The 23,326-nt window shown below is 42.3% G+C and carries 24 protein-coding genes; 7 read left to right on the top strand and 17 right to left on the bottom strand.

The features are described from left to right. Positions 1–351: 351 nt before the first annotated feature. The 5 genes from Xhom_RS18400 to Xhom_RS18380 form a co-directional block, all read right to left on the bottom strand. On the bottom strand, positions 352–648 hold the full coding sequence (locus Xhom_RS18400) for a putative quinol monooxygenase (RefSeq protein WP_069315655.1): 297 nt from the start codon (positions 646–648) through the stop codon (positions 352–354). A 238-nt stretch (positions 649–886) separates the two neighbouring features. After that, a complete protein-coding gene (locus Xhom_RS18395) occupies positions 887–1,324 on the bottom strand; it encodes a YcgN family cysteine cluster protein (RefSeq protein ID WP_198148770.1) in 438 nt (145 codons plus the stop codon). A gap of 18 nt (positions 1,325–1,342) precedes the next feature. Beyond that, complete coding sequence (locus tag Xhom_RS18390; RefSeq protein WP_069315653.1) at positions 1,343–1,999, bottom strand: fumarylacetoacetate hydrolase family protein; 657 nt, start codon at positions 1,997–1,999, stop codon at positions 1,343–1,345. A gap of 81 nt (positions 2,000–2,080) precedes the next feature. Beyond that, positions 2,081–3,166, bottom strand: a complete 1,086-nt coding sequence (locus tag Xhom_RS18385; RefSeq protein WP_069315652.1) for a lytic murein transglycosylase — start codon at positions 3,164–3,166, stop codon at positions 2,081–2,083. A 47-nt stretch (positions 3,167–3,213) separates the two neighbouring features. Beyond that, on the bottom strand, positions 3,214–3,492 hold the full coding sequence (locus tag Xhom_RS18380) for a YcgL domain-containing protein (RefSeq protein WP_069315651.1): 279 nt from the start codon (positions 3,490–3,492) through the stop codon (positions 3,214–3,216). A 148-nt stretch (positions 3,493–3,640) separates the two neighbouring features. Here Xhom_RS18380 and minC point away from each other — a divergent pair, with 148 nt between their 5' ends. The 4 genes from minC to Xhom_RS30590 all read left to right on the top strand — a co-directional run bounded on the left by minC (position 3,641) and on the right by Xhom_RS30590 (position 5,836). Beyond that, the gene (gene minC, locus Xhom_RS18375; protein ID WP_069315650.1) at positions 3,641–4,324 is read left to right on the top strand and encodes a septum site-determining protein MinC; all 684 of its coding nucleotides are present in this window, start codon (positions 3,641–3,643) and stop codon (positions 4,322–4,324) included. Positions 4,325–4,347: 23 nt separating this feature from the next. Then, positions 4,348–5,160: a septum site-determining protein MinD gene (gene minD / locus Xhom_RS18370; protein WP_069315649.1), complete on the top strand. Its 813-nt coding sequence runs from the start codon at positions 4,348–4,350 to the stop codon at positions 5,158–5,160. 3 nt (positions 5,161–5,163) lie between these two features. Next, positions 5,164–5,433 (top strand): cell division topological specificity factor MinE, encoded by a 270-nt coding sequence (minE, locus tag Xhom_RS18365; protein WP_069315648.1) that lies wholly within the window; start codon positions 5,164–5,166, stop codon positions 5,431–5,433. A 238-nt stretch (positions 5,434–5,671) separates the two neighbouring features. Beyond that, the gene (locus Xhom_RS30590) at positions 5,672–5,836 is read left to right on the top strand and encodes a hypothetical protein (protein WP_169928486.1); all 165 of its coding nucleotides are present in this window, start codon (positions 5,672–5,674) and stop codon (positions 5,834–5,836) included. Positions 5,837–5,928: 92 nt separating this feature from the next. Here the strand turns inward: Xhom_RS30590 and rnd are convergent, their stop codons facing one another. The 5 genes from rnd to Xhom_RS18340 form a co-directional block, all read right to left on the bottom strand. Further along, entirely contained in the window at positions 5,929–7,059 is a 1,131-nt protein-coding gene (rnd, locus tag Xhom_RS18360) for a ribonuclease D (protein ID WP_069315647.1), read from the bottom strand. 175 nt (positions 7,060–7,234) lie between these two features. Next, a complete protein-coding gene (fadD, locus tag Xhom_RS18355) occupies positions 7,235–8,926 on the bottom strand; it encodes a long-chain-fatty-acid--CoA ligase FadD (RefSeq protein WP_069315646.1) in 1,692 nt (563 codons plus the stop codon). Positions 8,927–9,361: 435 nt separating this feature from the next. Continuing rightward, positions 9,362–9,949, bottom strand: coding sequence for a Slp family lipoprotein (locus tag Xhom_RS18350; protein ID WP_069315645.1), 588 nt, complete (start codon positions 9,947–9,949; stop codon positions 9,362–9,364). 122 nt (positions 9,950–10,071) lie between these two features. Continuing rightward, positions 10,072–10,767, bottom strand: coding sequence for a tRNA (adenosine(37)-N6)-threonylcarbamoyltransferase complex dimerization subunit type 1 TsaB (gene tsaB, locus Xhom_RS18345; RefSeq protein ID WP_069315644.1), 696 nt, complete (start codon positions 10,765–10,767; stop codon positions 10,072–10,074). Between the two features lie 64 nt (positions 10,768–10,831). Next, positions 10,832–12,748, bottom strand: coding sequence for a DNA repair helicase YoaA (locus Xhom_RS18340; RefSeq protein WP_069315643.1), 1,917 nt, complete (start codon positions 12,746–12,748; stop codon positions 10,832–10,834). A gap of 99 nt (positions 12,749–12,847) precedes the next feature. Between Xhom_RS18340 and Xhom_RS18335 the strand changes: the two genes are divergently transcribed. Then, positions 12,848–13,192: a RidA family protein gene (locus tag Xhom_RS18335; protein ID WP_069315642.1), complete on the top strand. Its 345-nt coding sequence runs from the start codon at positions 12,848–12,850 to the stop codon at positions 13,190–13,192. A 96-nt stretch (positions 13,193–13,288) separates the two neighbouring features. Here Xhom_RS18335 and mdtI read toward each other — a convergent pair whose 3' ends face one another. From mdtI to zwf, 4 genes are all read right to left on the bottom strand, one after another. Then, entirely contained in the window at positions 13,289–13,621 is a 333-nt protein-coding gene (gene mdtI, locus Xhom_RS18330) for a multidrug/spermidine efflux SMR transporter subunit MdtI (RefSeq protein WP_069315641.1), read from the bottom strand. Position 13,622: 1 nt separating this feature from the next. After that, positions 13,623–14,015: a multidrug/spermidine efflux SMR transporter subunit MdtJ gene (gene mdtJ, locus Xhom_RS18325; protein WP_069315640.1), complete on the bottom strand. Its 393-nt coding sequence runs from the start codon at positions 14,013–14,015 to the stop codon at positions 13,623–13,625. Positions 14,016–14,513: 498 nt separating this feature from the next. Then, complete coding sequence (locus Xhom_RS18320; protein WP_069315639.1) at positions 14,514–15,311, bottom strand: hypothetical protein; 798 nt, start codon at positions 15,309–15,311, stop codon at positions 14,514–14,516. 168 nt (positions 15,312–15,479) lie between these two features. Beyond that, positions 15,480–16,955, bottom strand: a complete 1,476-nt coding sequence (gene zwf, locus Xhom_RS18315; protein ID WP_069315638.1) for a glucose-6-phosphate dehydrogenase — start codon at positions 16,953–16,955, stop codon at positions 15,480–15,482. 428 nt (positions 16,956–17,383) lie between these two features. Between zwf and Xhom_RS18310 the strand changes: the two genes are divergently transcribed. Both Xhom_RS18310 and pyk read left to right on the top strand, forming a co-directional pair. After that, positions 17,384–18,232 carry a MurR/RpiR family transcriptional regulator gene (locus Xhom_RS18310; protein WP_069315637.1) on the top strand — a complete coding sequence of 283 codons (849 nt, stop codon included), beginning with the start codon at positions 17,384–17,386 and terminating at the stop codon, positions 18,230–18,232. 182 nt (positions 18,233–18,414) lie between these two features. Continuing rightward, positions 18,415–19,857 (top strand): pyruvate kinase, encoded by a 1,443-nt coding sequence (gene pyk, locus Xhom_RS18305; RefSeq protein WP_069315636.1) that lies wholly within the window; start codon positions 18,415–18,417, stop codon positions 19,855–19,857. A 74-nt stretch (positions 19,858–19,931) separates the two neighbouring features. Here the strand turns inward: pyk and lpxM are convergent, their stop codons facing one another. The 3 genes from lpxM to znuA all read right to left on the bottom strand — a co-directional run bounded on the left by lpxM (position 19,932) and on the right by znuA (position 23,325). Continuing rightward, positions 19,932–20,900 carry a lauroyl-Kdo(2)-lipid IV(A) myristoyltransferase gene (gene lpxM / locus Xhom_RS18300; protein WP_069315635.1) on the bottom strand — a complete coding sequence of 323 codons (969 nt, stop codon included), beginning with the start codon at positions 20,898–20,900 and terminating at the stop codon, positions 19,932–19,934. Positions 20,901–21,022: 122 nt separating this feature from the next. After that, the gene (mepM, locus tag Xhom_RS18295; RefSeq protein WP_069315634.1) at positions 21,023–22,348 is read right to left on the bottom strand and encodes a murein DD-endopeptidase MepM; all 1,326 of its coding nucleotides are present in this window, start codon (positions 22,346–22,348) and stop codon (positions 21,023–21,025) included. A gap of 20 nt (positions 22,349–22,368) precedes the next feature. Continuing rightward, entirely contained in the window at positions 22,369–23,325 is a 957-nt protein-coding gene (znuA, locus tag Xhom_RS18290; RefSeq protein ID WP_069315633.1) for a zinc ABC transporter substrate-binding protein ZnuA, read from the bottom strand. Position 23,326: the final 1 nt, after the last annotated feature.

Genomic DNA, 23,326 nt, shown 5'->3' with positions numbered 1-23,326 from the left:
GATTTGTGACAATAACGGCAATAGACGTCAGCTTTGGCCATGCTTTACCCTTAAAAGGCGGGAAGCATATCACAACAACTAACTATTTAATACATGACCGAAAACTTTGTCACCCTAAATCTAACCCTGCCACGAATGTAGCTAGGTCAATAGACTTATCGTCGCTATAAAAAGTGTAATGCCCGTTGAGCAGGATATGCCGCTGGCGATCAATGCCAGCTCCTTTGTGTTGCTGTTCTCTTCGTATTTAATCAGTCATCGCGCTGGGATCGTCGAGTTGTAGTAGTAGTAAAGGAATGTTACATACTTCATTACCCGAACGATTCTCGCAAATCACTTATGATATGGCGCCTATGCCTTCGTTAATGCACTGTTCATTAATATGTATGTAGACTCTTTCCGTTTATACTGACTAGTCATAGGGACAAGACGCTGGAAATGTTCACTATCACAATGGGCATCTAAAGCAGCCCGGTCAGGCCATTCCTCAACAAAGATAAAATGACCTGCATCTTTCTGATCAACATATAAGTCGTAAGCAATACAAAGAGGTTCACGCTTGGTTGCCTCAACTAACTCGCGATAAAGTGGAAGTACAATATCTATAGCATCAATCTGAATAAAATCTTCTGCGATTACTTTTAACATTTCTATTCTCTCTCTGGCTTATGCCAAAATCGACAATACAAGAATGCCACCACTGGAATACCTGTAGCGCCACTTTTATTGCTGATATAAAGCCAATCCCCTTTCATCCACCTTGTTCTACTGGAGCTTCTGGAAAGCCGGGATTGGAAGTGTTGATTCCTGATGGACTGAAAGATATTAATGCGCCACGCTACAGCCATGTGATACGAAATCCATTTCATATCAATAAGTAAAGTAACTACATAGGCTTATTCAAAATATGATCTTCCCAATCCACCACATCTGTTTCACGCACGGCAATATGCCTGACAGAAATGCGTTCTTGATGCATGGCTGATTTTGAACCACTGACCAGTGGGTGCCATGGCAGCAATTTTTTCCCTTCGCCAATTAAACGGTAAGCACAAGTCTGCGGCAACCATTCAAAGGTCACCATATTTTCTCGGGTCAATTTAATACAGTCAGGCTCATATCTGAAACGATCTTCGTAATTCTTGCACTGGCAGGTTTTAATATTCAGCTGGTTGCATGCAACATTGGTGAAGTAAATTTCATCAGTATCTTCATCCATCAACTTATGCAGGCAGCACTGACCGCAGCCATCACATAATGCTTCCCATTCCTGATCTGTCATTTGTTCCAGGGTTTTCCCCTGCCAGAAAGGTTGAGACATAATTTCTGTCATTCCTCATGGTTAAATCACTCTGGTTGTTAAAACGTGCTCGTTAAGAGAGACGTTCAGCATATCACCAGATTGCAGTGGCCCTACACCTTCAGGCGTTCCCGTCAGGATGATGTCGCCCGGGCGCAGGGTAAAAAAGCGTGACATATAGCTAATCAATGGGATGATAGGCGTTCGCATGTCACTCGTATTGCCGTTTTGGCGCAATTCGCCATTTACTGTCAAGGATAGCTGGGCATTTTGTGGATCGCCAAAAGCATTAACGGAAATAAAACCCGATATCGGGCATGATCTATCAAATGCCTTGCTCTTTTCCCACGGTTGCCCCGATTGTTTAAATTCATGCTGCAAATCACGTAGTGTCAAATCCAGTGCGATAGCAAAGCCTGCAATCGCCTTACTGACTCGTTCTTCATTGGCGTTTTTGAGTGTCGAACCAATCAATACCGCCAATTCAACTTCATGGTGTACAGAACCAAATTCTTGCGGTATGAAAACAGGCTGGCATAGATCACAAAGTGCCGTTTCAGGTTTAATAAATATCACTGGCTCTTCAGTGGATTGAGAACCCATCTCTTTTATATGTTTGTCGTAATTGCTACCGACACAAACAACTTTATTGGCAGGAAAATCTAACAATACGCCCTGCCAATCACGATGCTGATACATAACATTTTTCCTTATCTGTTTTCAATCCGATGTTTTTAAAACCCGACAGTTTTAAGATCCGATACTTTCAAGACCTGATTTTCAGTGAGTGAGGAAATGAGTTCGTTGTGTGATACCATCCGCCATCATACCAACACTGAGAGCAAAATAATAAGAACGATTCCAGTGCATGATAGTCCGGAAGTTTTGCGTTACCCAAAATGCCCGCTGCACAGGATCATCAGGGATCACAATCCAACCTTTGGTATTTGCAGGCAGATTAGCAAAATGTGGAGATGAAATCCCCAATGCTTGCCATTGAGCGATGCTTTTCCCCTGCTCAGGCTCAATACCTTCCAATGTTACGTCAAATTCTGTAGGCAGTGAAATGGCGTATCCCCACGGTAGCCCCTGTTGCCATCCTTCTTTGGACAGATAATTGGCAGTCGAAGCAAAAACATCTTCTTTGCTGTTCCAAATATCAATTTTGCCATCACCGTCACCATCAGCACCATAAGTTAAATAGGAGGTTGGCATGAATTGACTTTGTCCCATCGCCCCGGCCCAAGAGCCTTTTAAAGTTTGAGTTTCATCAATGTATTGATTTTCAATTATTTCTAGTGCTGCTAATAATTGTTTGAGGAAAAGCTCTTCTCGGCGGCCTTCAAAAGCGAGGGTGGATAACGCCGAAATGACATCTTCTTTTCCCTGTACTTTGCCAAAACCACTTTCCAATCCCCATAAGGCAACAATATAGGCTTTCGGAACACCATATTTACGGCTGATTTTGTCTAACTGAGGAAGATTATTTTGATATTGCGTGACGCCCTGTTCAATCCTCCAGGTAGGCAAAACACGGTTTAAATAGTCATCCAATGTGGCTTTTTTTTCCGGCTGGTTACGATCAGCCTTAATAACGCGCGAAATAAAATGGATATTGGCAAATGCCCGATCCAGTGTTTTTTCACTGAAACCCTGTTCTCTCGCTTGCTGTTTCAGCAAAGCCACATAAGCCGGAAATTGTGATGGTTCACGGGATTTCAATGGAAAATGGTGCTCCAAAGCCCTGACTTTTGTTTGTGAATGTGCAAGCAACATGGATTGGTCGTACGACTGTTTGCCATTTGATATACTGCACCCTGCCAGTAGAGTCACGGACAACAAAGTCACTCTAGTGATTAATTTCATAAATCAGCTCCTCAGTTCAGGATCAAGCCCTTGCTAGTTATTTTTCATTACTTGCTAGGTTTGTTTGAAGCCAGATGTTCATTAATCAAACTTTCCACTGGCGGTGGCACTTGTAGATAAAACCCCTGTTCATTCAAAGCCGATTTAACTTTTTCAATATCTGCGTTAGCGAGTTTCTGTTTTTCTGCTAATGAAATCATCATTGAATATTGAGGTTCACCAAATGTTTTTAATAGCTCTTCTGGAACACGCAAAAAATCATCTTTTTTTTCAATATAAAGATATGTTTGGTCACGTTTTAGGCTTTTATAGATTACACAAATCATTGTCATCAACTCTATTTAAATTAACTATGCAGCTTGCTTGAATAATTCACTAACTATAACATGCTTATTATATTTAATAATATCGTCTTCCAGAGGCCGTTCTAGGAAACTGCTCCGGAAAACTTAACCTTGCTGAGTCAGAATATCGATGCCACAGTCGCCAATTGAGCTAAAAGGCAGTAATTTTACGCTTTCGGTCGTTCATTTGCATGATGACCAGCCGGAAGTCATTCATAAAGCTATTCAGGAAAAAATGGAGCAAGCTCCTGAATTCCTAAAAAATGCTCCTGTTGTTATCAATATATCGGATCTCCCTATCGAGGCAGATCTCCTCGCACTCCACCGAGCCATTGAGTCTGTTGGGTTGCGTGTTGTTGGCATCAGTGGATGTCAAAGTGAAGAACAACGAAAAGTTGTTCTAAAATCTGAACTCCCTTTATTGAAAGAAGGTAAAAGTCAGAAAGTTCTTACTCAAGAAAATAAACCGACCGAACCTATTTTCAAAAAAACTCGTATAATTAGTACGCCTGTTCGTTCAGGACAAAGAATTTATGCACCAAATAGCGACCTCATTGTGACAAATAATGTAAGCGCTGGTGCAGAATTAATCGCTGATGGGAATATTCATATATACGGTATGCTGCGTGGACGGGTGTTGGCAGGCGCATCTGGCGACCAAGAGAGCCAGATTTTCTGCACCCATTTAAATGCAGAACTCACTTCTATTGCCGGTCAATATTGGCTCAGCGAAAAAATTCCAGAAAGTTTTGTCGGTAAAGCCGCAAAATTACGTCTGGTAAATAACGAATTAACTATTGAAACCTTAGTCTAGCCCTTATAACAAGGAATCGCTTCATGGCACGCATTATTGTTGTTACATCTGGTAAAGGTGGCGTTGGCAAAACCACTTCAAGCGCGGCCATTGCTACCGGTCTCGCCCAAAGAGGGAAAAAAACCGTAGTTATCGATTTTGATATCGGTCTACGAAACCTCGATTTGATCATGGGCTGTGAACGCCGAGTGGTTTTTGACTTCGTGAACATCATTCAAGGTGATGCCAGCTTAAATCAAGCGCTAATCAAAGATAAGCGTACTGAAAATCTATATATCTTGCCTGCATCTCAAACTCGCGATAAAGAAGCACTCACACGTGATGGTGTTGAAAAAATCCTGAATGAATTAGATCAACAGGGATTTGAATTTATTATCTGCGATTCCCCTGCTGGTATTGAAAGCGGTGCATTGATGGCACTCTATTTTGCCGATGAAGCAATTATTACAACAAACCCAGAAGTCTCATCTGTTCGTGACTCCGATCGTATTCTAGGCATCTTAGCCTCTAAATCACGCCGTGCAGAAAAAAGCAATGAACCTATTAAAGAGCATCTTCTGCTGACACGTTATAACCCGGGACGCGTGAGCCGTGGCGATATGCTTAGCATGGAAGATGTATTGGAAATTCTGTGTATTCCTTTACTTGGCGTCATCCCAGAAGATCAGTCCGTTCTCCGCTCATCCAATCAGGGAGAACCGGTTATTCTGGATAAAGAATCTGATGCAGGTAAAGCATACGAAGATACTGTTTTACGTTTACTTGGTGAAGAACGGCCTTTCCGTTTCATCGAAGAAGAAAAAAAAGGCTTTTTAAAACGCCTGTTTGGGGGGTAACGCATGGCTTTGTTAGATTTCTTCCTGTCGAGAAAAAAACCGACAGCCAATATTGCCAAGGAGCGGCTGCAAATCATCGTGGCAGAGCGTCGGCGCGGTGATTCCGAGCCTGCTTATCTGCCCGAAATGAAACGGGATATTCTGGCCGTTATTTGTAAATATGTACAAATCGACCCAGAAATGCTTTCTGTCCAGTTTGAGCAGAAAAATGATGATATTTCCGTATTAGAGCTCAATGTAACATTACCAGAAACTGAAGAATCGCCAAAATAGCACCATTAAATGATGCTATTTAATTTAAGCGTATGATTTTTCAAGAATAAATCGGGATGTCGGTACATCCCGATTTCAAATATTCAACATATCCATTAATGTCTTCCTCTCATTTTTTTCCAATTCCCATCCCTCTCCTATTTTGGTAATCATTCTCTCCATATTCATTACATGACTAACGAATAATTGGCATTAATCCTATACCTATCAACCTTATTTTCTGGATGATTAGCGTTATGTGACCGATGATAGTGCGCGCAAACTGGCTTATGCTGATACACACTATTACGATCCAATAGGACGGGAAATACAGTTTAGAACAGCTAAGGGTTGGTTTCGTCGGATGCAGTATTATCGTGGTTTAGCATCAGCGAAGATGAAAATGATACTGCTGCTGAAATAGTGTCACAAGTATAGTTCTATCTTCGATTCCCTGCCCGTTAAGCCGGGCAGGGAATCGAAACTATGCGAATTAAAACAGAGAAATTGAAGTCGCTATTGGGCGGAGTAATTCGCCAATATCTCTGCAATGGGTTGTACCAGCAACTTCCCTCGCCAGCCCCGGAATAATTCGGGCTGATTTTCCAGTGATTTCAGTTTCCAATGCCAATTTAGTAATTGATTAATTTGTCGGCGAGATGCCAGCAGTTCTGCACTGAAATGATGGGACTCACTCACTTGAGTAACCAATAATTTAATTTCTTTGAACGCCTTACGATAACTCGGATAATCAATCAAATTCATAATTTGAGCCGGGCATTCTTCCTCTGGAATATCTTTGCTCTCTGCTGCCATTACCAATAATCGGCGACCATGACAACGGATTTCTTGGCCACTCAATCCCAACGCATCCAATTCCCCCAGAGACGTCGGCATATAGCGGGCAACTTGCCATAAATTCTCTTCGCGGATTACAAAGTTAACCGCCAGATCACGCTCCCGTGCCTGATTTAATCGCCAAGCAGCCAGTTTTTTCAAACAGGCCAATTGTCTCGGGCGCAATTGCCATGCATTGCCAATATCCTTGTAAGCGAGTTCCGGCATCAACACTTCTTGGCGACGTTGGGCAATCATCTCACTTTCATTTTTTGCCGCATCCATATATCCCGCTTGCTCTGTTTTTTCCATCAGAATATCAGCGAGTGGCAATAAATAGTAGACATCAGCGGCAGCATACTCACACTGCTTTCCACTCAACGGACGTGCCAACCAATCAGTGCGTGATTCGCTCTTATCTAACTCCACATGCAGATATTCAGAAACCAATGTTGCGAATCCACATGACATAGGATGACCAATAAATGCAGCCAGTACTTGAGTATCGATCATGGGGGCTGGCAAACATTGAAAACTATTACCAAAAACCTCTAAATCTTCACTACCAGCATGGATAAATTTTAATACGTTTGAATCAGTCAATAGATCCTTCAAAGGTTGCCATTGCGAAATTTCAAGAGGGTCAATCAGAGAAAGACGTTCACCATCAAACAGTTGTATCAAACCTAATTGGGGGTAATACGTCCGTGTACGTATAAATTCGGTATCTAATGCAATTCTTGCATGTTTTTTTGCCCGATCACAGATTGACTGTAATTGGTCATCGGAAGCAATCAACTGATAATTCAAAACATCATTCTCTTAGCCATTCATAAAATATGTACAACAACGCCGGTAAAAACCGGCGTTGTTAATGTGATAGCGATCTTAAAACTTTTTCATCTACTCTTATACGGTTTTTCTTTCAAGTTGCAGTTTTGTGAGCTACACCTAAAAAATCTATTGGGTATAGAAATGAGCCTGATCAACTTTTAGCAACATTGTCCGCTTTTGCCAACTCTTCGTTACGTAGCTCTTTACGAAGAATTTTTCCTACGTTGGATTTTGGCAACTCTTCGCGGAATTCAATGAGCTTTGGCACCTTATATCCTGTCAGGTAACGACGACAATGTGTCTTCAGTTCATCCTCAGTTAAGCTGCGATCTTTACGAACCACAAACACTTTGACAATTTCTCCTGAGTTTTTACTCAGAACGCCGATTGCTGCTGACTCTAACACTTTAGGATGGGAAGAAACAATATCTTCTACTTCATTTGGATAGACATTGAAACCGGAAACCAAAATCATGTCTTTTTTCCGATCAACAATGTTGAAAAAACATTTTTCATCTATTCTGGCAATATCCCCTGTTGCCAACCATCCATCTTTAAGCACTTCCGCAGTGGCATCTGGACGATTCCAATAACCTTTCATCACCTGTGGACCACGCACCCACATTTCACCCGCTTCTCCCTCAGGGACTTCGTTACCATTCTCACCCACCAGTTTGATCTCTGTCGAAGCAACGGGGAAACCAATACTGCCACTGTAATAAGTCAAGTTATGAGGGTTAGCTGAAACCAGAGGAGAACATTCTGTCAATCCATAACCTTCCAGTAGATGACAACCAGTTAGGTTTTGCCATTTTTCGGCCACTGATCTTTGCACAGCCATGCCACCACCAACAGACAAACGCAATGAGGAGAAATTCAGCTTCTGGAATTCTGGGCTATTCAGCCAAGCATTGAACAGCGTGTTAACACCCGACAACGCAGTGAAGCGATAACGCGATAGCTCTTTGACCGTGCCGTTTACATCGCGAGGGTTGGTAATCAACAGATTTTGTCCCCCCAATTCAATGAAAAACAGGCAATTTATCGTCAAAGCAAAGATATGGTACAACGGCAGGGCCGTTATCACTAGCTCTTCCCCAACCTTCAATAAAGGAGCATAACTGGCTTTAGCCTGTTCGAGGTTTGCCAGCATATTACGATGAGTCAGCATTGCACCTTTGGCAATCCCAGTGGTTCCCCCCGTATATTGCAGGAATGCTAAATCTTCACCTTTCACATCCGGTTTGACATACTGCATACGGTAGCCTTTGTGCATAGCACTACGGAATGAAATGGCATCCGGTAAATGATATTTCGGCACAAGGCGCTTAACGTATTTAACAACGAAATCGACTAATGTTCCTTTCGGACGGGAAAGTTGATCTCCCATACGCGTCAAAATGACATGTTTGACTTGTGTATTAAAAACAGCTTTTTCTAAGGTATGAGCGAAGTTAGAAACAATGACAATAGCGGATGTCCCACTGTCATTAAGCTGATGTTCTAATTCACGTGGGGTATAAAGCGGATTAACATTTACCGCTATCATCCCAGCACGGAGAATACCAAACAGTGCCACAGGATATTGCAGTAAATTTGGCATCATCAATGCCACACGATCCCCTTTTTTCAGCCCCAGTCCATTCTGTAAGTAAGCAGAAAAAGCTCGGCTCCGTTCCTCCAATTTACGGAAAGTCATCACCTCGCCCATATTGATAAATGCGACTTGATCGGCATAACGTGCCACAGCATTTTCAAACATTTCAATCAACGACGAATAACGATCGGGATCGATCTCTGCCGGAACATCTGCCGGATAATGTTTTAGCCAGACTTTTTCCAAGTTGAATACTCCTGAAATCTAATTGCGATGTAATCACTGACCATAAAACAAACCAGACCTGCATATTTAACAAATTATTAACTCAGCGTACCAGTTTGAAAAGCAACAATGTTCAGGTTGGCGATACACATCACTAATTTAATACTATTAATCTCTGCAAAAAAATAAGGCAGCTTCTGCTGCCTTCATTTTTTTCATTAATTATCAATTAGTTAATCAACTTATTAATAATCATATTTATAATTTGTTAATTATACACCTATTTACTTATTTTTGACTTAAAGTCACACCGTTATTCAAAATAGTTATAAGAAGGATAACCTAATAGAAGATAATTATTAAGAATAGAATTAAAATAGGATTTAACAAAAAAATAGCCTTGGTAATCACAAGGCTATTTTATAGTGTCTGTATTAATTTGCTCAACGGGTAGGATTACTCCGTTAAAATATTTTCAATCGGTGCAGGTTGAGATGAAGAATAGAATCCCCAAGCCAATGGGTCATAAGGATTACCATAATAGCCCCATGGTTCTGAGCTAATAGCAGCAGGCAAAATGATTCGCTGAGATTCATTCCAGCGTTTAAAACCTGTGACATTTATTTCAACATAGCTATACGGGCTATTACCTACTTTTCCCTGTTCAATGCCAGTGATCAAACCAACCACAGTCACATAATGATTTTTAAAATCTGTGGGTTCTAAGAAATTATTCACGTAAGCATATATGCGCCCCAAAGAAACTGCTTGCAAATATGGAACAGCGTTATCAGCCAGTGGCACCGCAGAAATTTCCAACCGGGTTCGATCTTTTTCATTTAAGACACTAAGTACTTTTCCACCAAAGCGCCCTTCATGCCCAATATAGAGTTCAGGCGCATTTTTGACAGAAAGCAAATTTTCCACGGGTGTTTCGGTCGTTCCTTTGATGGTATCAGGGATCGACATACAACCTGCAAGTATCATCGTTCCCAACAGTACTGCCGTTCTTATTATCCTCTGGTAGGATGTTCCATTGAGCATATAAATCCTCCAATTCTGGAAAAATCAGACTGACTATTGATAACCTAACGATCGTATATACTGATAAACATCACTTCCTGCCGCCAAGTTGCATGCGTTTTACCCTAATAGTCACAATAACCTTAACGGCCGGGTAATTTTTTCCATGTTACTTCATTACGCAGATAAACAGGTTCCGCATTTTCAACTGTTGTTGCTTCCCCCGCGTTCCACATTTGAACAGCCAGTGGTAACATGTCTTCCGCATAAGGCAGTGTAATATCACTGGTTACCAATGATAAATGACTCTCCAATAATTGAGGATAGGCTTCCCACCCCGTTCCGGCAATCACCCACTCACCAGACAAGGAACTCATTATCGCTTGTGCCTGTTCAGGTTTTAAAACTGACTCGGTTTCATCACCTTGCCATACACCCTGCGAATTACGGCTGTATTGCCCCCAATAAACTTCTCCCATCCGTGCATCAATGGCAACCAAAACATTTGTTGCTTCTTTCAGGCGAAAGGCCCCCTGAGCCATCGTTTTTAGGGAAGAAACACCAAGCAGCGGCAATTCAGCGCCCAATGCCAGTCCTTGGGCAATACCAACACCAATCCGCACGCCTGTGAAACTGCCCGGCCCACGGCCAAATGCCAACGCATTCAGTTGTTGCAGGCTCACACTACCTTTCGATAATACATTTTGCACCATCGGTAAAATACGTTGGGTGTGTTCTCGTGGGGAAATCTCAAACTGTGCTTCAACGGCACCTTCATTCCAAAGTGCAACAGAACAAGCTTCAGTTGCAGTATCAATAGCTAAAATCCGCGTGGACATGCCTTAACTCCGGCAAGAATTGAATTCAAAACAAGGGATCTATACTATCATAACCCCGACAATTTTACTCTGACTCTGATGGCCGAGATTTAAGAAATGCGGCTGCTTTTGATAAATCACGGGTACGATATGCAGCTGGCAGACTGTTCAAAAACACTTCACCATATGGACGCATCACCAATCGGTTATCACAGATGACAACAACACCATAGTCATCAATATCGCGGATCAAACGCCCAACCCCTTGTTTCAAACTGATAACCGCATCGGGAAGTTGAACTTCGTTAAAAGCATCACCGCCTTTCAACTGACAATCTTCAATACGAGCTTTCAGCAGTGGATCATCCGGTGCAGTAAACGGTAATTTATCAATAATAACGCAGGACAGCGCATCCCCTCGAACATCTACTCCCTCCCAAAAACTACCTGTAGCCACCAGTAAAGCATTACCCGCTGAAATAAATTGTGACAACAGTTGCCCCTTACTCGTTTCTCCCTGTACCAATACCGGAAGTGTCATGCTGGCGCGGAATTCTTCCGCTAAGCTGCGCATCATTTGATGGGAAGTACAAAGGAAAAAACAGCGCCCTTTATTGCTTTCAATCAATGGTTTTAACATGCGAGCAAGCCATTTTGCGCCTCCCTGCTGATTAGGCGAAGGTAAATGGCGTGGAACACACAATAGCATCTGGCGCTGATAATCAAAGGGACTGGGCAGAAGCAGCGTTTGAGCTTGCTTTAGTCCTAAACGTTCTGTGAAGTGATCAAGTTGTTCATTAACCGACAAGGTTGCCGAGGTAAAAATCCAACACCCCGATTGTGCTAGGATCATCTCACTGAACTTATCGGAAACAGATAACGGTGTCAGTGCCAGCAAAAAATGCCGCCCATAACTTTCAAACCAATAACTGTAATTCGGGATCGTAACATCAATCAGGCGCTTAAGACGATTGCGATAAATCGTTACCCGTTCAAACGCAGCATCCAGCATAGCTGAGCGCCCCAAGGAGAGTTTCATCACGTCATAGCAAAGCTCCAGCGCATCATCTAACCGTACTAATACACGTTGAATTTGCGGCTGCTGCAAAGCTTCACGAAGATTACCCCTATAGCTGTTTTCTCCCAAAGATAAGCGAAAATCCTGTGCGCTTTGGCTAAGTCGGTCAGCACTTTTTTGCAATTGAGCCTGATCACGCACTTCGGTACGGTAAGCTATGATGATATCACGCGATAAATCCATCAATTGGCGACTGCTTAATTGCTGACCAAAATATTGACTGGCGATATCAGGAATTTGATGTGCTTCATCAAATATGACGACATCAGCCTGCGGGATTAATTCGCCAAATCCGGTATCTTTAATCACCACATCCGCCATAAATAAATGATGGTTAACAATGACCACATCCGCTTCCATCGCTTTGCGGCGAGCTTTCAGTACGAAACATTCCTGATAGCTTGGGCAATCACTGCCAAGGCAATTATCATTAGTGCTCGTAACCAATGGCCAAACCGTGCTGTCTTCCGCAATTTGATGACAAGTACTAATATCACCCTCTACCGTCTGTGCTGACCAATGCCTCAGTTTGATCACTTCCGTCAGTATTTCGGCTTCCATCTGGGAATTACCGATTAACTGTTGTTCAAGGCGTTCAAGGCATAAGTAATTTGAACGCCCTTTTAATAGCGCCAGATTACCCTTAAAGTCCAAAGCATCAACGATAGTCGGGAGATCGCGATTGTAGAGCTGATCCTGCAATGCTTTGGAACCCGTGGAAATGATCACCTTTTTACCGGAACGTAAAGCAGGAACCAGGTAAGCAAAGGTTTTACCGGTTCCTGTACCTGCTTCTACCACCAATTGTTGCTGTTTTTTGATCGCAGTTGTAATAGCTGAAGACATTTCCCGTTGGGCATCACGTGGCTTAAAACCCGTTATAGCTTTGGCAAGCACGCCATTTTTCGCAAAATCGTCTGACACGGATTGTCTCTTCAATAAAATGTGGCAGAATTATGCCAATACTGGATTGTAATAACTACCCAATTCAGCAAAAAACTGTATAAATTAACAGGACATTTAATGACTATTAAACGTATTGATCCCAATGCCCGTTGGTCAGAAGCGGTTGTTCACAATGACACCATTTATTATACCAGCATACCAGAAAAGCTGGACGGCGATATTATAGAACAAACAGTCGATACACTGGCTGCCATTGATACGCTGTTACATCGCCTTGGTTCAGATAAAAGCAAAATCCTTGATACCATGATTTTTCTGGCAGATAAAGCCGATTTTGCGGGCATGAACATCGCTTGGGATGCGTGGGTTGTCGCTGGAAGTGCACCTGTTCGTTGTACCGTTCAGGCCGAATTAATGCACCCAGAATATAAAGTAGAAATCAAAATTATCGCAGCTTTATAAGCATAATCTGCATTCACCAAAATGCACATGGCATTGAAAGCGCTATAGCGCCTTCAATGCCATTTTGTGTAAATAAAATAACCTAATGAATAAGCTCTAAGCCATTTTAATCATTATCATGCCAGCCAATAGCAGCACAATACCACCCCATCCCTTAAAGTTCAGTCTTTGATTAAACATAATCCAGCCCGCAGCTACCGTAGCGATAATGCCGAATGCTCCCCATAAAGCATAAGCAATGGAAAGTTCAATACCTTTAACAGCTTGAGCCAACGCACTGAATGCGCCCAAAACAGCAACCAGAGATAAGATACCGATCCAAAGACGCTGAAAACCATTGGATAGTTTCAGTAAAATATTTGCAAAAATTTCCAGAACAACAGCCAGAACCAAGAACGCAGCATGCCACCATTCAAATTGAGTTAACATATTATGCCTCCTCGATTTGTTTGTTAGAGATGTTAATTGGAGAGCTGCTTAATATCTTAGTCTTACTTGAGGCTTTTTTTGACCCTACTTTAATCAAGGCAATTCCAGCTATCAGCAGTACCAATCCACCCATTTTCATCAATGAAAGCGACTCATTGAACCAAAGTACACTAAACGCGGTAATAAACAGTATTCCAATACCTTCCCACAGGGCATAAGCCACCCCTAATGCGACTTTTTTCACGGCAATTGCCAACAAAATATAAGAAGCGGTGATCATGGTGTACATCACAATCAAGCCTGTAAAATCACCCGAAACACTGGCTTGTTTCATCGACAGAGTACCAATTACTTCTGCCACAATTGCCAATGCAAGAAATATCCAATAAATCATTTTTTTCTCCTGAACATACTAGTAAAGCATGCCAAGATATCAAGCTGTAAATACCACAAGGTCAGACGCGCACGCGAATACGCGGTATCAGAATCAAACTGACGTTTTAGCGAAATATTTTGGCAAATGAGGATTACCGGCGAAAAACCGGTTAACAGGAGAAGACGCTAAAGGGCACCGCACCAGTAGTGTTCACTGGATAAGATAGCAGAGAGAAAGAAAACGTGGGTACAACGTTGAATTTTATTACTATGTTGAATGTTGACGCTTTTGGCGCTATTCATGATATTTTATTCTTTCATCACACGATGATCACTGCGTGATATACTACGAACCCTCATGTTAGTGATGTAACTAATTGCCTCTATTTTTAGCATGTCCAAACAATAAACACAACTGACAGACACATTTTTAAGTTACACAGTTAACTTTACAAACTATTTGACTTTAAACACAGCCGCTATCCCGATAGGCGTATATTATGACAAATAAAATCGCCTATTGGAATACGTCTTTAAATAGCTTGCGAGGCAATATATGATCTGTCGCGCCAAATTCTAACACAGGAGAACTTCTGGGGCGATAGTGGCCGCTCCGATTATTCCACTGAGTTAATATACCATGGGTGAAAAAAAGCTCACCAGCTAACAATACAGGGTATTTTGTATGATCGATATCATCATCATTTGGGAGAGGTTGACTGGCATCATGGCGATACCATAAAAGCCTGCCTTTGATCAGCGAAGTATGGCCTGTAACTAGAGGCTTGGAGAAATCACAAATACTACATACAACGATCTGAGGCATATCAGAATATATAACGTATATGTAATGCCCATCTGGAACGCATATCTCCATTGAATCTATTCTTTTCATCACATAATAATAGCAGTCATCATCATATCTTGCTCTAGGCCAACAACACTGTTTAAACACATTCAATCTAGGCTGACGTTGTTTATGTCTATCTGATTCAGGCCAAGACCGTTCAAGCATATATATATTATCTAAACTTTCGTGTGGTTGTTGGAAAGGAGGTTTATGTCTTCCGGGTCTCGGTTTGTGGATAGTATCAAATTCATCCAAACAGTTATGGTTAATTATTGTGGCTCTATTTTTATAAATTGCACTTAACTTTGTTAACGCGTTTTTTGGTACATCTTTGTCATAACTCTTTATCCGTTCAGAAATCCACTGATCTCTGACATCCTCTTCTCCCCTACCTTTCACCCGATTTATCTGCTCACGCTTTAGCGCCCATTGGTCATGCCAAGTTTTTGTGTCATCATCACGCATACTATATTCCCTTTCTTTTCACTCATTATCGCTTGAACTGAAATCAACCAATTAGTAACCTATGGGAACTTTTTTTAACGTGATGTGTTTCAAAAAATTTAAAAAGAGTAGGTTTGAATGGGATCTGACCGCATGACACGGCCAGATAATAGTAGAAAATAGAGTTCGTTATTCAAATTCGTTCCACGAACGCCCATCTCTGGTAATCATAGCAATGGACGCCACCGGCCCCCAAGTACCTGATTGATAAGGTTTTGGTGGTTCATTATCCGCTGCCCATGCTTCTATTATGGAATCCACCCACTTCCATGCTTCTTCCACTTCATCGCGACGGACAAACAGCGCCTGAATACCGCGCATAGCTTCCAACAGCAATCTTTCGTAAGCATCCGCAAGATGCGTTTGATTAAAGGTTTCGGAGAAACTCAAATCCAGTTTGGTCGTTTGCAAGCGGTGTTTATGTTCCAATCCCGGAGCCTTGTTTAGTACTTCAATATCAATACCTTCATCTGGCTGCAAGCGGATCGTCAATTTATTCTGTGGTAATTGCTGGTAGGATTCAGCAAACAAATTCAGGGGTGGTTCTTTAAAATAGACAACAACTTCAGAACACTTGGCCGGTAAACGTTTCCCTGTTCTCAGGTAGAAAGGAACACCAGACCAGCGCCAATCATCAATATCAACACGAATCGAAACAAAAGTTTCAGTTTTGCTGACTTTATTCGCACCCTCTTCTTCCAGATAACCAGGAACTTTCTTACCATGCACAAAACCTGCGGTATATTGCCCGCGAACGGTTTTTTCCCGCACATTGGTGTTATCAATTCGACGCAATGAACGCAATACTTTCACTTTCTCATCACGAATACGATCGGCTGTCAGGTCAGCAGGTGGTGACATAGCAATCATAGTCAGGATTTGCAGAAGATGGTTCTGGATCATATCACGCATCTGCCCAGCCTGATCAAAATACCCCCAACGCCCTTCGATACCAACTTCTTCAGCTACGGTAATTTGCACATGATCAATCGTGCGATGATCCCAATTATTAACAAACAGTGAATTGGCAAAACGCAACGCCAGTAGGTTCAGTACTGTATCTTTGCCCAAATAATGGTCAATACGGTAAATTTGCTTTTCATTGAAATATTTTGCTACTTCATCGTTAATGGCTCTGGAAGAAGCAAGATCTGTTCCCAGAGGCTTTTCCATCACGACGCGATTAGGTCCCTTATTCAGCCCCGCTGCGCCCAAACCATGACATACTGCTCCGAATGTACTTGGCGGCATGGCAAAATAATGAATCGCTGGCAAGTTGCTTGTATTGAGTACCTCTGCCAATTTGGTGAAATGATCCGTTTTATTAACATCCAAATTACAGAATTCCAGACGTGAACTGAGTTTTTTCCACAGTTCAGGCTCCAATTTCTCGGGCAAAAATGTGGTCAACGCTTCTTCAACAACTTTGATATACGCTTTTTTATCCCAATCAGCGCGACCGACACCAATAATTCGGGTATCTGGGTGGATATAACCCGTTTTTTCTAACTGGTAAAGGGAAGGCATTAATTTCCGGCGTGCTAAGTCTCCTTTCGCCCCAAAAATCACCAAATCACAAGCCTGAGCTGTAGACGTCACCGCCATGTTGCATCTCCTCAATTACGGGATATTGTAATTTTTTTACAGAACCATCGAGTAATGTACTCTTTTGGTTATAAGCAGTAAACACCGATTATTCATCGATACTCTCTTCTTCATGTTGCCATTTTGTTGGCTACGATATCGGATCTATTGGGTATTTATTGCCTACATAAACCTCACTAATGCTTTTTGTACTCCATTTTTATATTCATGTGAGTTTTACTTTTATAGCGACAATTGAAATTTTACAACGTTTAAGAAGTAATATTACCAAGTTGAAAGTTAGACACTTGTCATATTTTCATGAAAAACCTCAGAACATCGGGTACTTGTCACTGCCAGCTTTCAATAACAAGTAGTATATTTTCATAAAAATGACATAGGTTTCTTCTGTTAATGAAATCGTTAAAACCGAGGTTGAACTGCGTTTTATGAACATACTGGAACGGCTCCAAAATAGTCTTGATGTTTTGAGTAAGTCAGAGAAAAAGGTTGCGCAGGTCATCCTCGCTTCACCACAAACTTCCATTCATTCAAGTATTGCCACTCTGGCTAAAGTGGCCGATGTCAGTGAACCTACGGTTAATCGTTTTTGTCGCCGCTTGGGCACCAAAGGATTCCCCGATTTTAAATTGCATTTGGCACAGAGTCTTGCCAATGGCACGCCGTATGTAAATCGCAACGTGGAAGAAAGTGACAGCGTCATATCTTATACCAACAAAATTTTTGAATCTGTTATGGCTAATCTGGAGACAGTCAAGAGTAATCTGGATATTATGGCGATTAACCGTGCGGTTGACTTGCTAACGCAGGCAAGAAAGCTCTCGTTTTTTGGTTTGGGAGCATCTGCTGCTGTCGCCCATGATGCCATGAACAAGTTTTTTAGATTCAATATTCCGGTCACCTATTTTGACGATATTGTGATGCAGAGAATGAGCTGTATTAACAACACTGAAGGAGATGTCGTCGTGCTGATTTCTCATACCGGACGAACAAAAAGCCTCGTGGAAATTGCCAAACTAGCCCGTGAAAATGATGCTACAGTGATCGCCATCACCTCAACGGGTTCCCCTTTAGCACACGAAGCGACTCTCTCGATTCTGCTGGACGTTCCCGAAGATACGGATATTTATATGCCAATGGTCTCCAGAATTGCTCAACTTACTATCATTGATGTATTGGCAACGGGGTTTACACTACGCCGTGGTTCAAAATTCAGAGATAACTTGAAGAGGGTCAAAGAAGCATTACGTAATTCTCGGTTTGATAAGAATGAATAACCCAAGAAAAATAAACTTTGTTTTTGTTCACTATTTATCAGCTCTCCAGACTGATAGCATATATATATCCAATAGACTTCCCTCATCTGCACCATTAGCAGTACGGGATTGATTATCAAGAAGTTAAATGGTTATGCTACGGTAATCAAAAACGCATACTTCACAGGTCAACGGAGTAATACATGTCCAAACGGCTCAGAAGAACGAAAATCGTCACTACACTTGGCCCTGCTACAGATCGTGACAATAATCTAGAAAAAGTCATCAATGCGGGTGCTAACGTTGTCCGCCTTAATTTCTCTCACGGTACCGCAGAAGATCATATTCAACGCGCAAATAAAGTGCGCGAAATTGCTGCCCGTTTGGGCTGTCACGTTGCCATCCTCGGTGATCTGCAAGGACCCAAAATACGCGTATCCACCTTTAAGGAAGGGAAAATTTTCCTGAATATTGGGGATAAATTCTTGCTGGATGCCACGCTGGGTAAAGGAGAAGGGGATAAAGAAAAAGTCGGTATCGACTATAAAGGTTTACCGTCCGATGTTACAGCCGGAGATACTCTGCTACTGGATGATGGGCGGGTTCAGCTGAAAGTCTTGAATGTTCAGGACATGAAAGTCTACACGGAAGTGACTGTCGGCGGCCCTCTGTCCAATAATAAAGGCATCAATAAACTGGGTGGCGGATTATCAGCTGAAGCACTAACTGCAAAAGATAAAGAAGATATTATCACTGCGGCCAAAATTAATGTTGATTATCTTGCCGTTTCTTTCCCTCGCTCAGGTGAAGACCTGAATTATGCTCGCCGACTCGTACGAGATGCGGGTTGTGAAACGCAAATTGTCGCCAAAGTTGAACGAGCAGAAGCCGTCAGCAGCGATGAAATTATTGATGAAATCATTCTGGCATCTGATGTCGTCATGGTCGCCCGGGGCGATCTGGGCGTTGAAATTGGTGACCCTGAGCTGGTTGGTGTACAGAAAAAACTGATCCGCCGAGCCCGTCAACTGAATCGTGTCGTGATTACCGCCACTCAAATGATGGAGTCCATGATCACCAATCCAATGCCAACGCGTGCTGAAGTGATGGATGTTGCCAATGCGGTGCTGGATGGTACTGATGCTGTTATGCTCTCGGCTGAAACAGCGGCGGGCCAATATCCAGCAGAAACTGTCGCCGCCATGGCTCAAGTCTGTTTAGGGGCTGAAAAAATGCCAAGCATCAATGTTTCCAAACATCGCTTGGATATCACCTTCGATAGCGTTGAAGAAGCCATTTCAATGTCCACTATGTATGCCGCCAATCACCTGAAAGGTGTCAAGGCAATTATTGCCATGACTGAATCAGGCCGCACGGCTCGTATGATGTCACGTATCAGCTCTGGCCTACCTATCTTTTCCATGTCGCGCCATGAATCGACGTTAAACCGTACCGCTCTTTACCGAGGTGTCACTCCGGTTTATTGCAGCACACACACTGATGGGATTTCAGCGGCAAACGAAGCGATAACGCGTCTGCGCGATAAAGGTTATCTCGATTCTGGGGACTTGGTGTTGGTAACTCAAGGTGATCAAATGAGAACGATTGGCAGTACCAATACTTGCCGCATACTTGAAGTCGAGTAATCGACCCAACAAATGCAAATGACAAAGGGCAGCATGCTGCCCCTTCTGATACCGATACCTAATGTGATCAGGAATTAAAGATCTTTCCTTTTATAAGGCTCAATATCTCCTTCTTTCCGTGTTTTAAGTAATTTCAATATCCACGTATATTGTTCAGGATTTGGTTTAACCAATTCTTCTAATTCCTGATTCATACGACGGGCAATATAAGCATCATCCTGCCCTTCAATATCATCCATCGGTGGGCGAATATAGATATCCAACTGATGAGTTTGGTGATCATAAACCGGAAATAATGGCACAACGGATGCCCGACTGACTTTCATCAAACGCCCAACCGCGGGTAGAGTCGCCTTGTAAGTAGCAAAAAAATCGACGAACTCACTGTGTTCTTCGCCATGATCCTGATCGGGCAAATAATAGCCCAGAAACCCCTGACGGATCGACGCAATAAATGGTTTGATGCCCACCTCACGGGAATGCAGGCGTCCACCAAAATGAGTCCGAACTTTGTTCCATAAATAATCAGCAACAGGATTACTCTGATGGTGAAACATGCCAGCCACTTTTTGGCCTCGTGCGGCTAACAGCATGGCTGGAATATCAATCGCCCAACCATGGGGAACCAGTAAAATGACATTCTTACCTTGTGCTTTTAAGGTTTGGATAATTTCTTCACCATGCCATCGAGTACGCTCAAGCGTCGATTCAGCCCCTCTCAGACAAAGTTCTGCCAGTATGACAAATGACTGAGGCGCGGTGGCAAACATTTTATCAATCAAATCTTCGCACTGTTGTTCCGTTAGTTCAGGAAAACAATAAATTAAATTGATCTTTGCCCTACGGCGGGCACTTTTCGCTTTTCTGCCCCCCAAAATCCCTATCTTGGCCAGTAATGGATCACGCCATTTTACTGGGATATAAGCTAATCCCGCCAATATTCCCACACCAGCCCAAAGCCCCCAATAACGGGGATGCAAATAAGAGCGATGAAACCGAGGGACATATCCCAATTTACTATCTGTATCTTTTACTTTATTCATGAGCTAATTCTGATGCTCCCAGCACTCGCTTTCTAAACGCAAATTTCCAACAAAAAACAATACAAAAGCGGATGATATCGATCATCCGCTTTTGTGTCTTCAATAATTGAAAGCCTGTGCATTTAATCTAGCACGAGTTGAGGCCTAATTTCCTTGACCATTGCTACATACTCAGCACGATCTTTACCATTTAACCCACCAGAACGCGGTAATTTCGCAGTAAGTGGATTAACAGGCTGCTGGTTATCCCAGAATTCAAAATGTAAATGCGGGCCAGTTGAACGACCTGTATTACCTGATAACGCAATACGTTCACCACGTCTCACTTTCTGACCAGGTTTTACCAGTATTTTTCTCAAGTGCATATACCGAGTCGTATATTGACGGCCGTGTCGAATAGCGATGAAGTTACCGGCCGCACCATCAAATTTCGCGACAACAACTTCCCCATCACCTACCGCCATAACGGGTGTTCCCACAGGCATGGCAAAATCAATCCCTTTATGTGCGGTAACCCGCCCTGTTACCGGATTTAAGCGATGTGGATTGAAAGGAGATGATACTCTGAATTGTTTCGTTGTCGGATAACGCAGGAAGCCACGTTCCAAACCGGACGCGTTACTATCATAAAAACGACCATCATCGGCCCGGAAGGCGTAATAATCATTTCCACCATTTTGCAAGCGAACACCCAATAATTGGCTTTGCTCACTCTTTCCCTCAAGCATCTCACGAGACATCAGCACAGAAAAACGATCGCCTTTACGCAACTTACGAAAATCTATCTGCCATTGCAGCGCCTTTATCACTTCTCTGGCTTCACTATTGGTTAACCCGGCACTGAGAGCACTACCATTAAAACTGCCATCGACTGTGCCGGTGATAACATTGTTTTTCCATTCCCCTTTCTGGAGTTCCTTTGCTTCTTGGAAATCATCTCCTTCACGGGTATAAACGCGCTTTTCACGGCGTGAAACATCCCACGTCATAGTTTTTAACTTACCATTTTCATCAATAGTCCATGATAGGGACTGACCTATGCTTAAATTACGCAATCCTCTATATTGGTTTGCCAACAACGCGACATCGGAGGAATCAATTCCAAACTGAGTTAAAATGGAACTTAAGCTATCACCACTGGAAACAACATATTGATGGGGAATATTTTCTTCTATTGTATCGGAACTGCCGCTATCTTCATCCCTAATCCCAGCATCGGGGAACACTTCATCAGTATCACTATCGGTTACTGACTCATCAACCACACCAGAGATATTATTGGGTGTGCTGAGAATAATATTGCCAGTACGTTCTTCTATCTCATGATAAACAACCGGCCGCCATACCGCGATAGCCAAAGTTACTAACGTCAAAGACCCCAGCATAATTTTGTGTGGTTTCGGCAGGTTGTTGTATACCAAAAAGATAGTTTTAGCTATCTGCTGCACTAATAAAATTCCTTATTTTACTAATTCAGGCAGCTCGCATATTGTTCTGACAACTGAGTTATAAATTTCGTATAGCTGTCTCTATTCAATATGATGCCACTCCCCAAAGGGTCAAGTGTCCCAGTACGTACACCTGTGCCTTTTGCCACGGCATGAATAACGGCTGGCCTGAATTGAGGTTCAGCAAAAATACATTTGGATTTTTGCTCAACCAGTTGTGTTCGTATGTAATGTAATCTCTGCGCGCCGGGTTGTATTTCAGGGTTGACCGTGAAAAACCCCAATGGAGCCAATTGATAATGTTTTTCAAAATAACCGTATGCATCATGAAAAACGAAATAACCTTGTTCTCGCACAGGCTTTAAAATACTAGCAATATTCTTATCAGTTTGTGCAAGCTGTCCATTGAATTTACGTAGGTTTACTTCTAATTGGTGTTTTTGTTGAGGATACTGCTCAACAAGTCGTTCATATATTGCCTGAGCGGCTTTTTCTGCAATTTCAGGAGAGAGCCAAATATGCATATTATATTCACCATGATGGTGATGTTCGTGATCAGTTTCATGTTTTTGCTGACTCGATTCAACTGGTTCATTATCATCTTTGCTGTTTTTCAATAACAATGGCTTAATGCTAAGCAATCCACCCAGTGCCAGTTGTTTATTTTGTTCAATTCTAGCTATTGGTTTAGCTAAAAAAGTTTCCATATCTGGCCCAATCCAGACAACCAAGTCAGCCTGATTGATTTTCCTAACATCTAATGGACGTAAAGCATAATCATGTGGAGAAGCCCCATCAGGCAAAAGTACTTGAGTGTTTGTTACACCATCAGTAATGGCAGCAGCAATAAAACCCAATGGACGAATGGATGTAACGACATCTGCTTGAGCAAATCCATTCACTCCTGCCAGCATGGCAGCAACTAACGCGACTTTACAAAAAAATTTATGCGCGTATTTCTGAGGTTTGTGTAACATA

Origin of the sequence: Xenorhabdus hominickii (genome assembly GCF_002632725.1) — a bacterium.
Taxonomy (GTDB): domain Bacteria; phylum Pseudomonadota; class Gammaproteobacteria; order Enterobacterales; family Enterobacteriaceae; genus Xenorhabdus; species Xenorhabdus hominickii.
This window is presented reverse-complemented; position numbering and strand designations above follow the sequence as displayed.

Coding starts and splice junctions, on each gene's coding strand:
- Xhom_RS18310 (WP_069315637.1), top strand. CDS start 17,384: ATGAACATACTGGAACGGCTCCAAAATAGTCTTGATGTTTTGAGTAAG.
- tsaB (WP_069315644.1), bottom strand. CDS start 10,767: ATGTCCACGCGGATTTTAGCTATTGATACTGCAACTGAAGCTTGTTCT.
- Xhom_RS18380 (WP_069315651.1), bottom strand. CDS start 3,492: ATGATTTGTGTAATCTATAAAAGCCTAAAACGTGACCAAACATATCTT.
- lpxM (WP_069315635.1), bottom strand. CDS start 20,900: ATGAATAAAGTAAAAGATACAGATAGTAAATTGGGATATGTCCCTCGG.
- znuA (WP_069315633.1), bottom strand. CDS start 23,325: ATGTTACACAAACCTCAGAAATACGCGCATAAATTTTTTTGTAAAGTC.
- zwf (WP_069315638.1), bottom strand. CDS start 16,955: ATGGCGGTGACGTCTACAGCTCAGGCTTGTGATTTGGTGATTTTTGGG.
- minC (WP_069315650.1), top strand. CDS start 3,641: ATGCCACAGTCGCCAATTGAGCTAAAAGGCAGTAATTTTACGCTTTCG.
- pyk (WP_069315636.1), top strand. CDS start 18,415: ATGTCCAAACGGCTCAGAAGAACGAAAATCGTCACTACACTTGGCCCT.
- minD (WP_069315649.1), top strand. CDS start 4,348: ATGGCACGCATTATTGTTGTTACATCTGGTAAAGGTGGCGTTGGCAAA.
- Xhom_RS18385 (WP_069315652.1), bottom strand. CDS start 3,166: ATGAAATTAATCACTAGAGTGACTTTGTTGTCCGTGACTCTACTGGCA.
- Xhom_RS18350 (WP_069315645.1), bottom strand. CDS start 9,949: ATGCTCAATGGAACATCCTACCAGAGGATAATAAGAACGGCAGTACTG.
- Xhom_RS18390 (WP_069315653.1), bottom strand. CDS start 1,999: ATGTATCAGCATCGTGATTGGCAGGGCGTATTGTTAGATTTTCCTGCC.
- Xhom_RS18400 (WP_069315655.1), bottom strand. CDS start 648: ATGTTAAAAGTAATCGCAGAAGATTTTATTCAGATTGATGCTATAGAT.
- Xhom_RS18335 (WP_069315642.1), top strand. CDS start 12,848: ATGACTATTAAACGTATTGATCCCAATGCCCGTTGGTCAGAAGCGGTT.
- mdtJ (WP_069315640.1), bottom strand. CDS start 14,015: ATGATTTATTGGATATTTCTTGCATTGGCAATTGTGGCAGAAGTAATT.
- minE (WP_069315648.1), top strand. CDS start 5,164: ATGGCTTTGTTAGATTTCTTCCTGTCGAGAAAAAAACCGACAGCCAAT.
- Xhom_RS18320 (WP_069315639.1), bottom strand. CDS start 15,311: ATGCGTGATGATGACACAAAAACTTGGCATGACCAATGGGCGCTAAAG.
- mdtI (WP_069315641.1), bottom strand. CDS start 13,621: ATGTTAACTCAATTTGAATGGTGGCATGCTGCGTTCTTGGTTCTGGCT.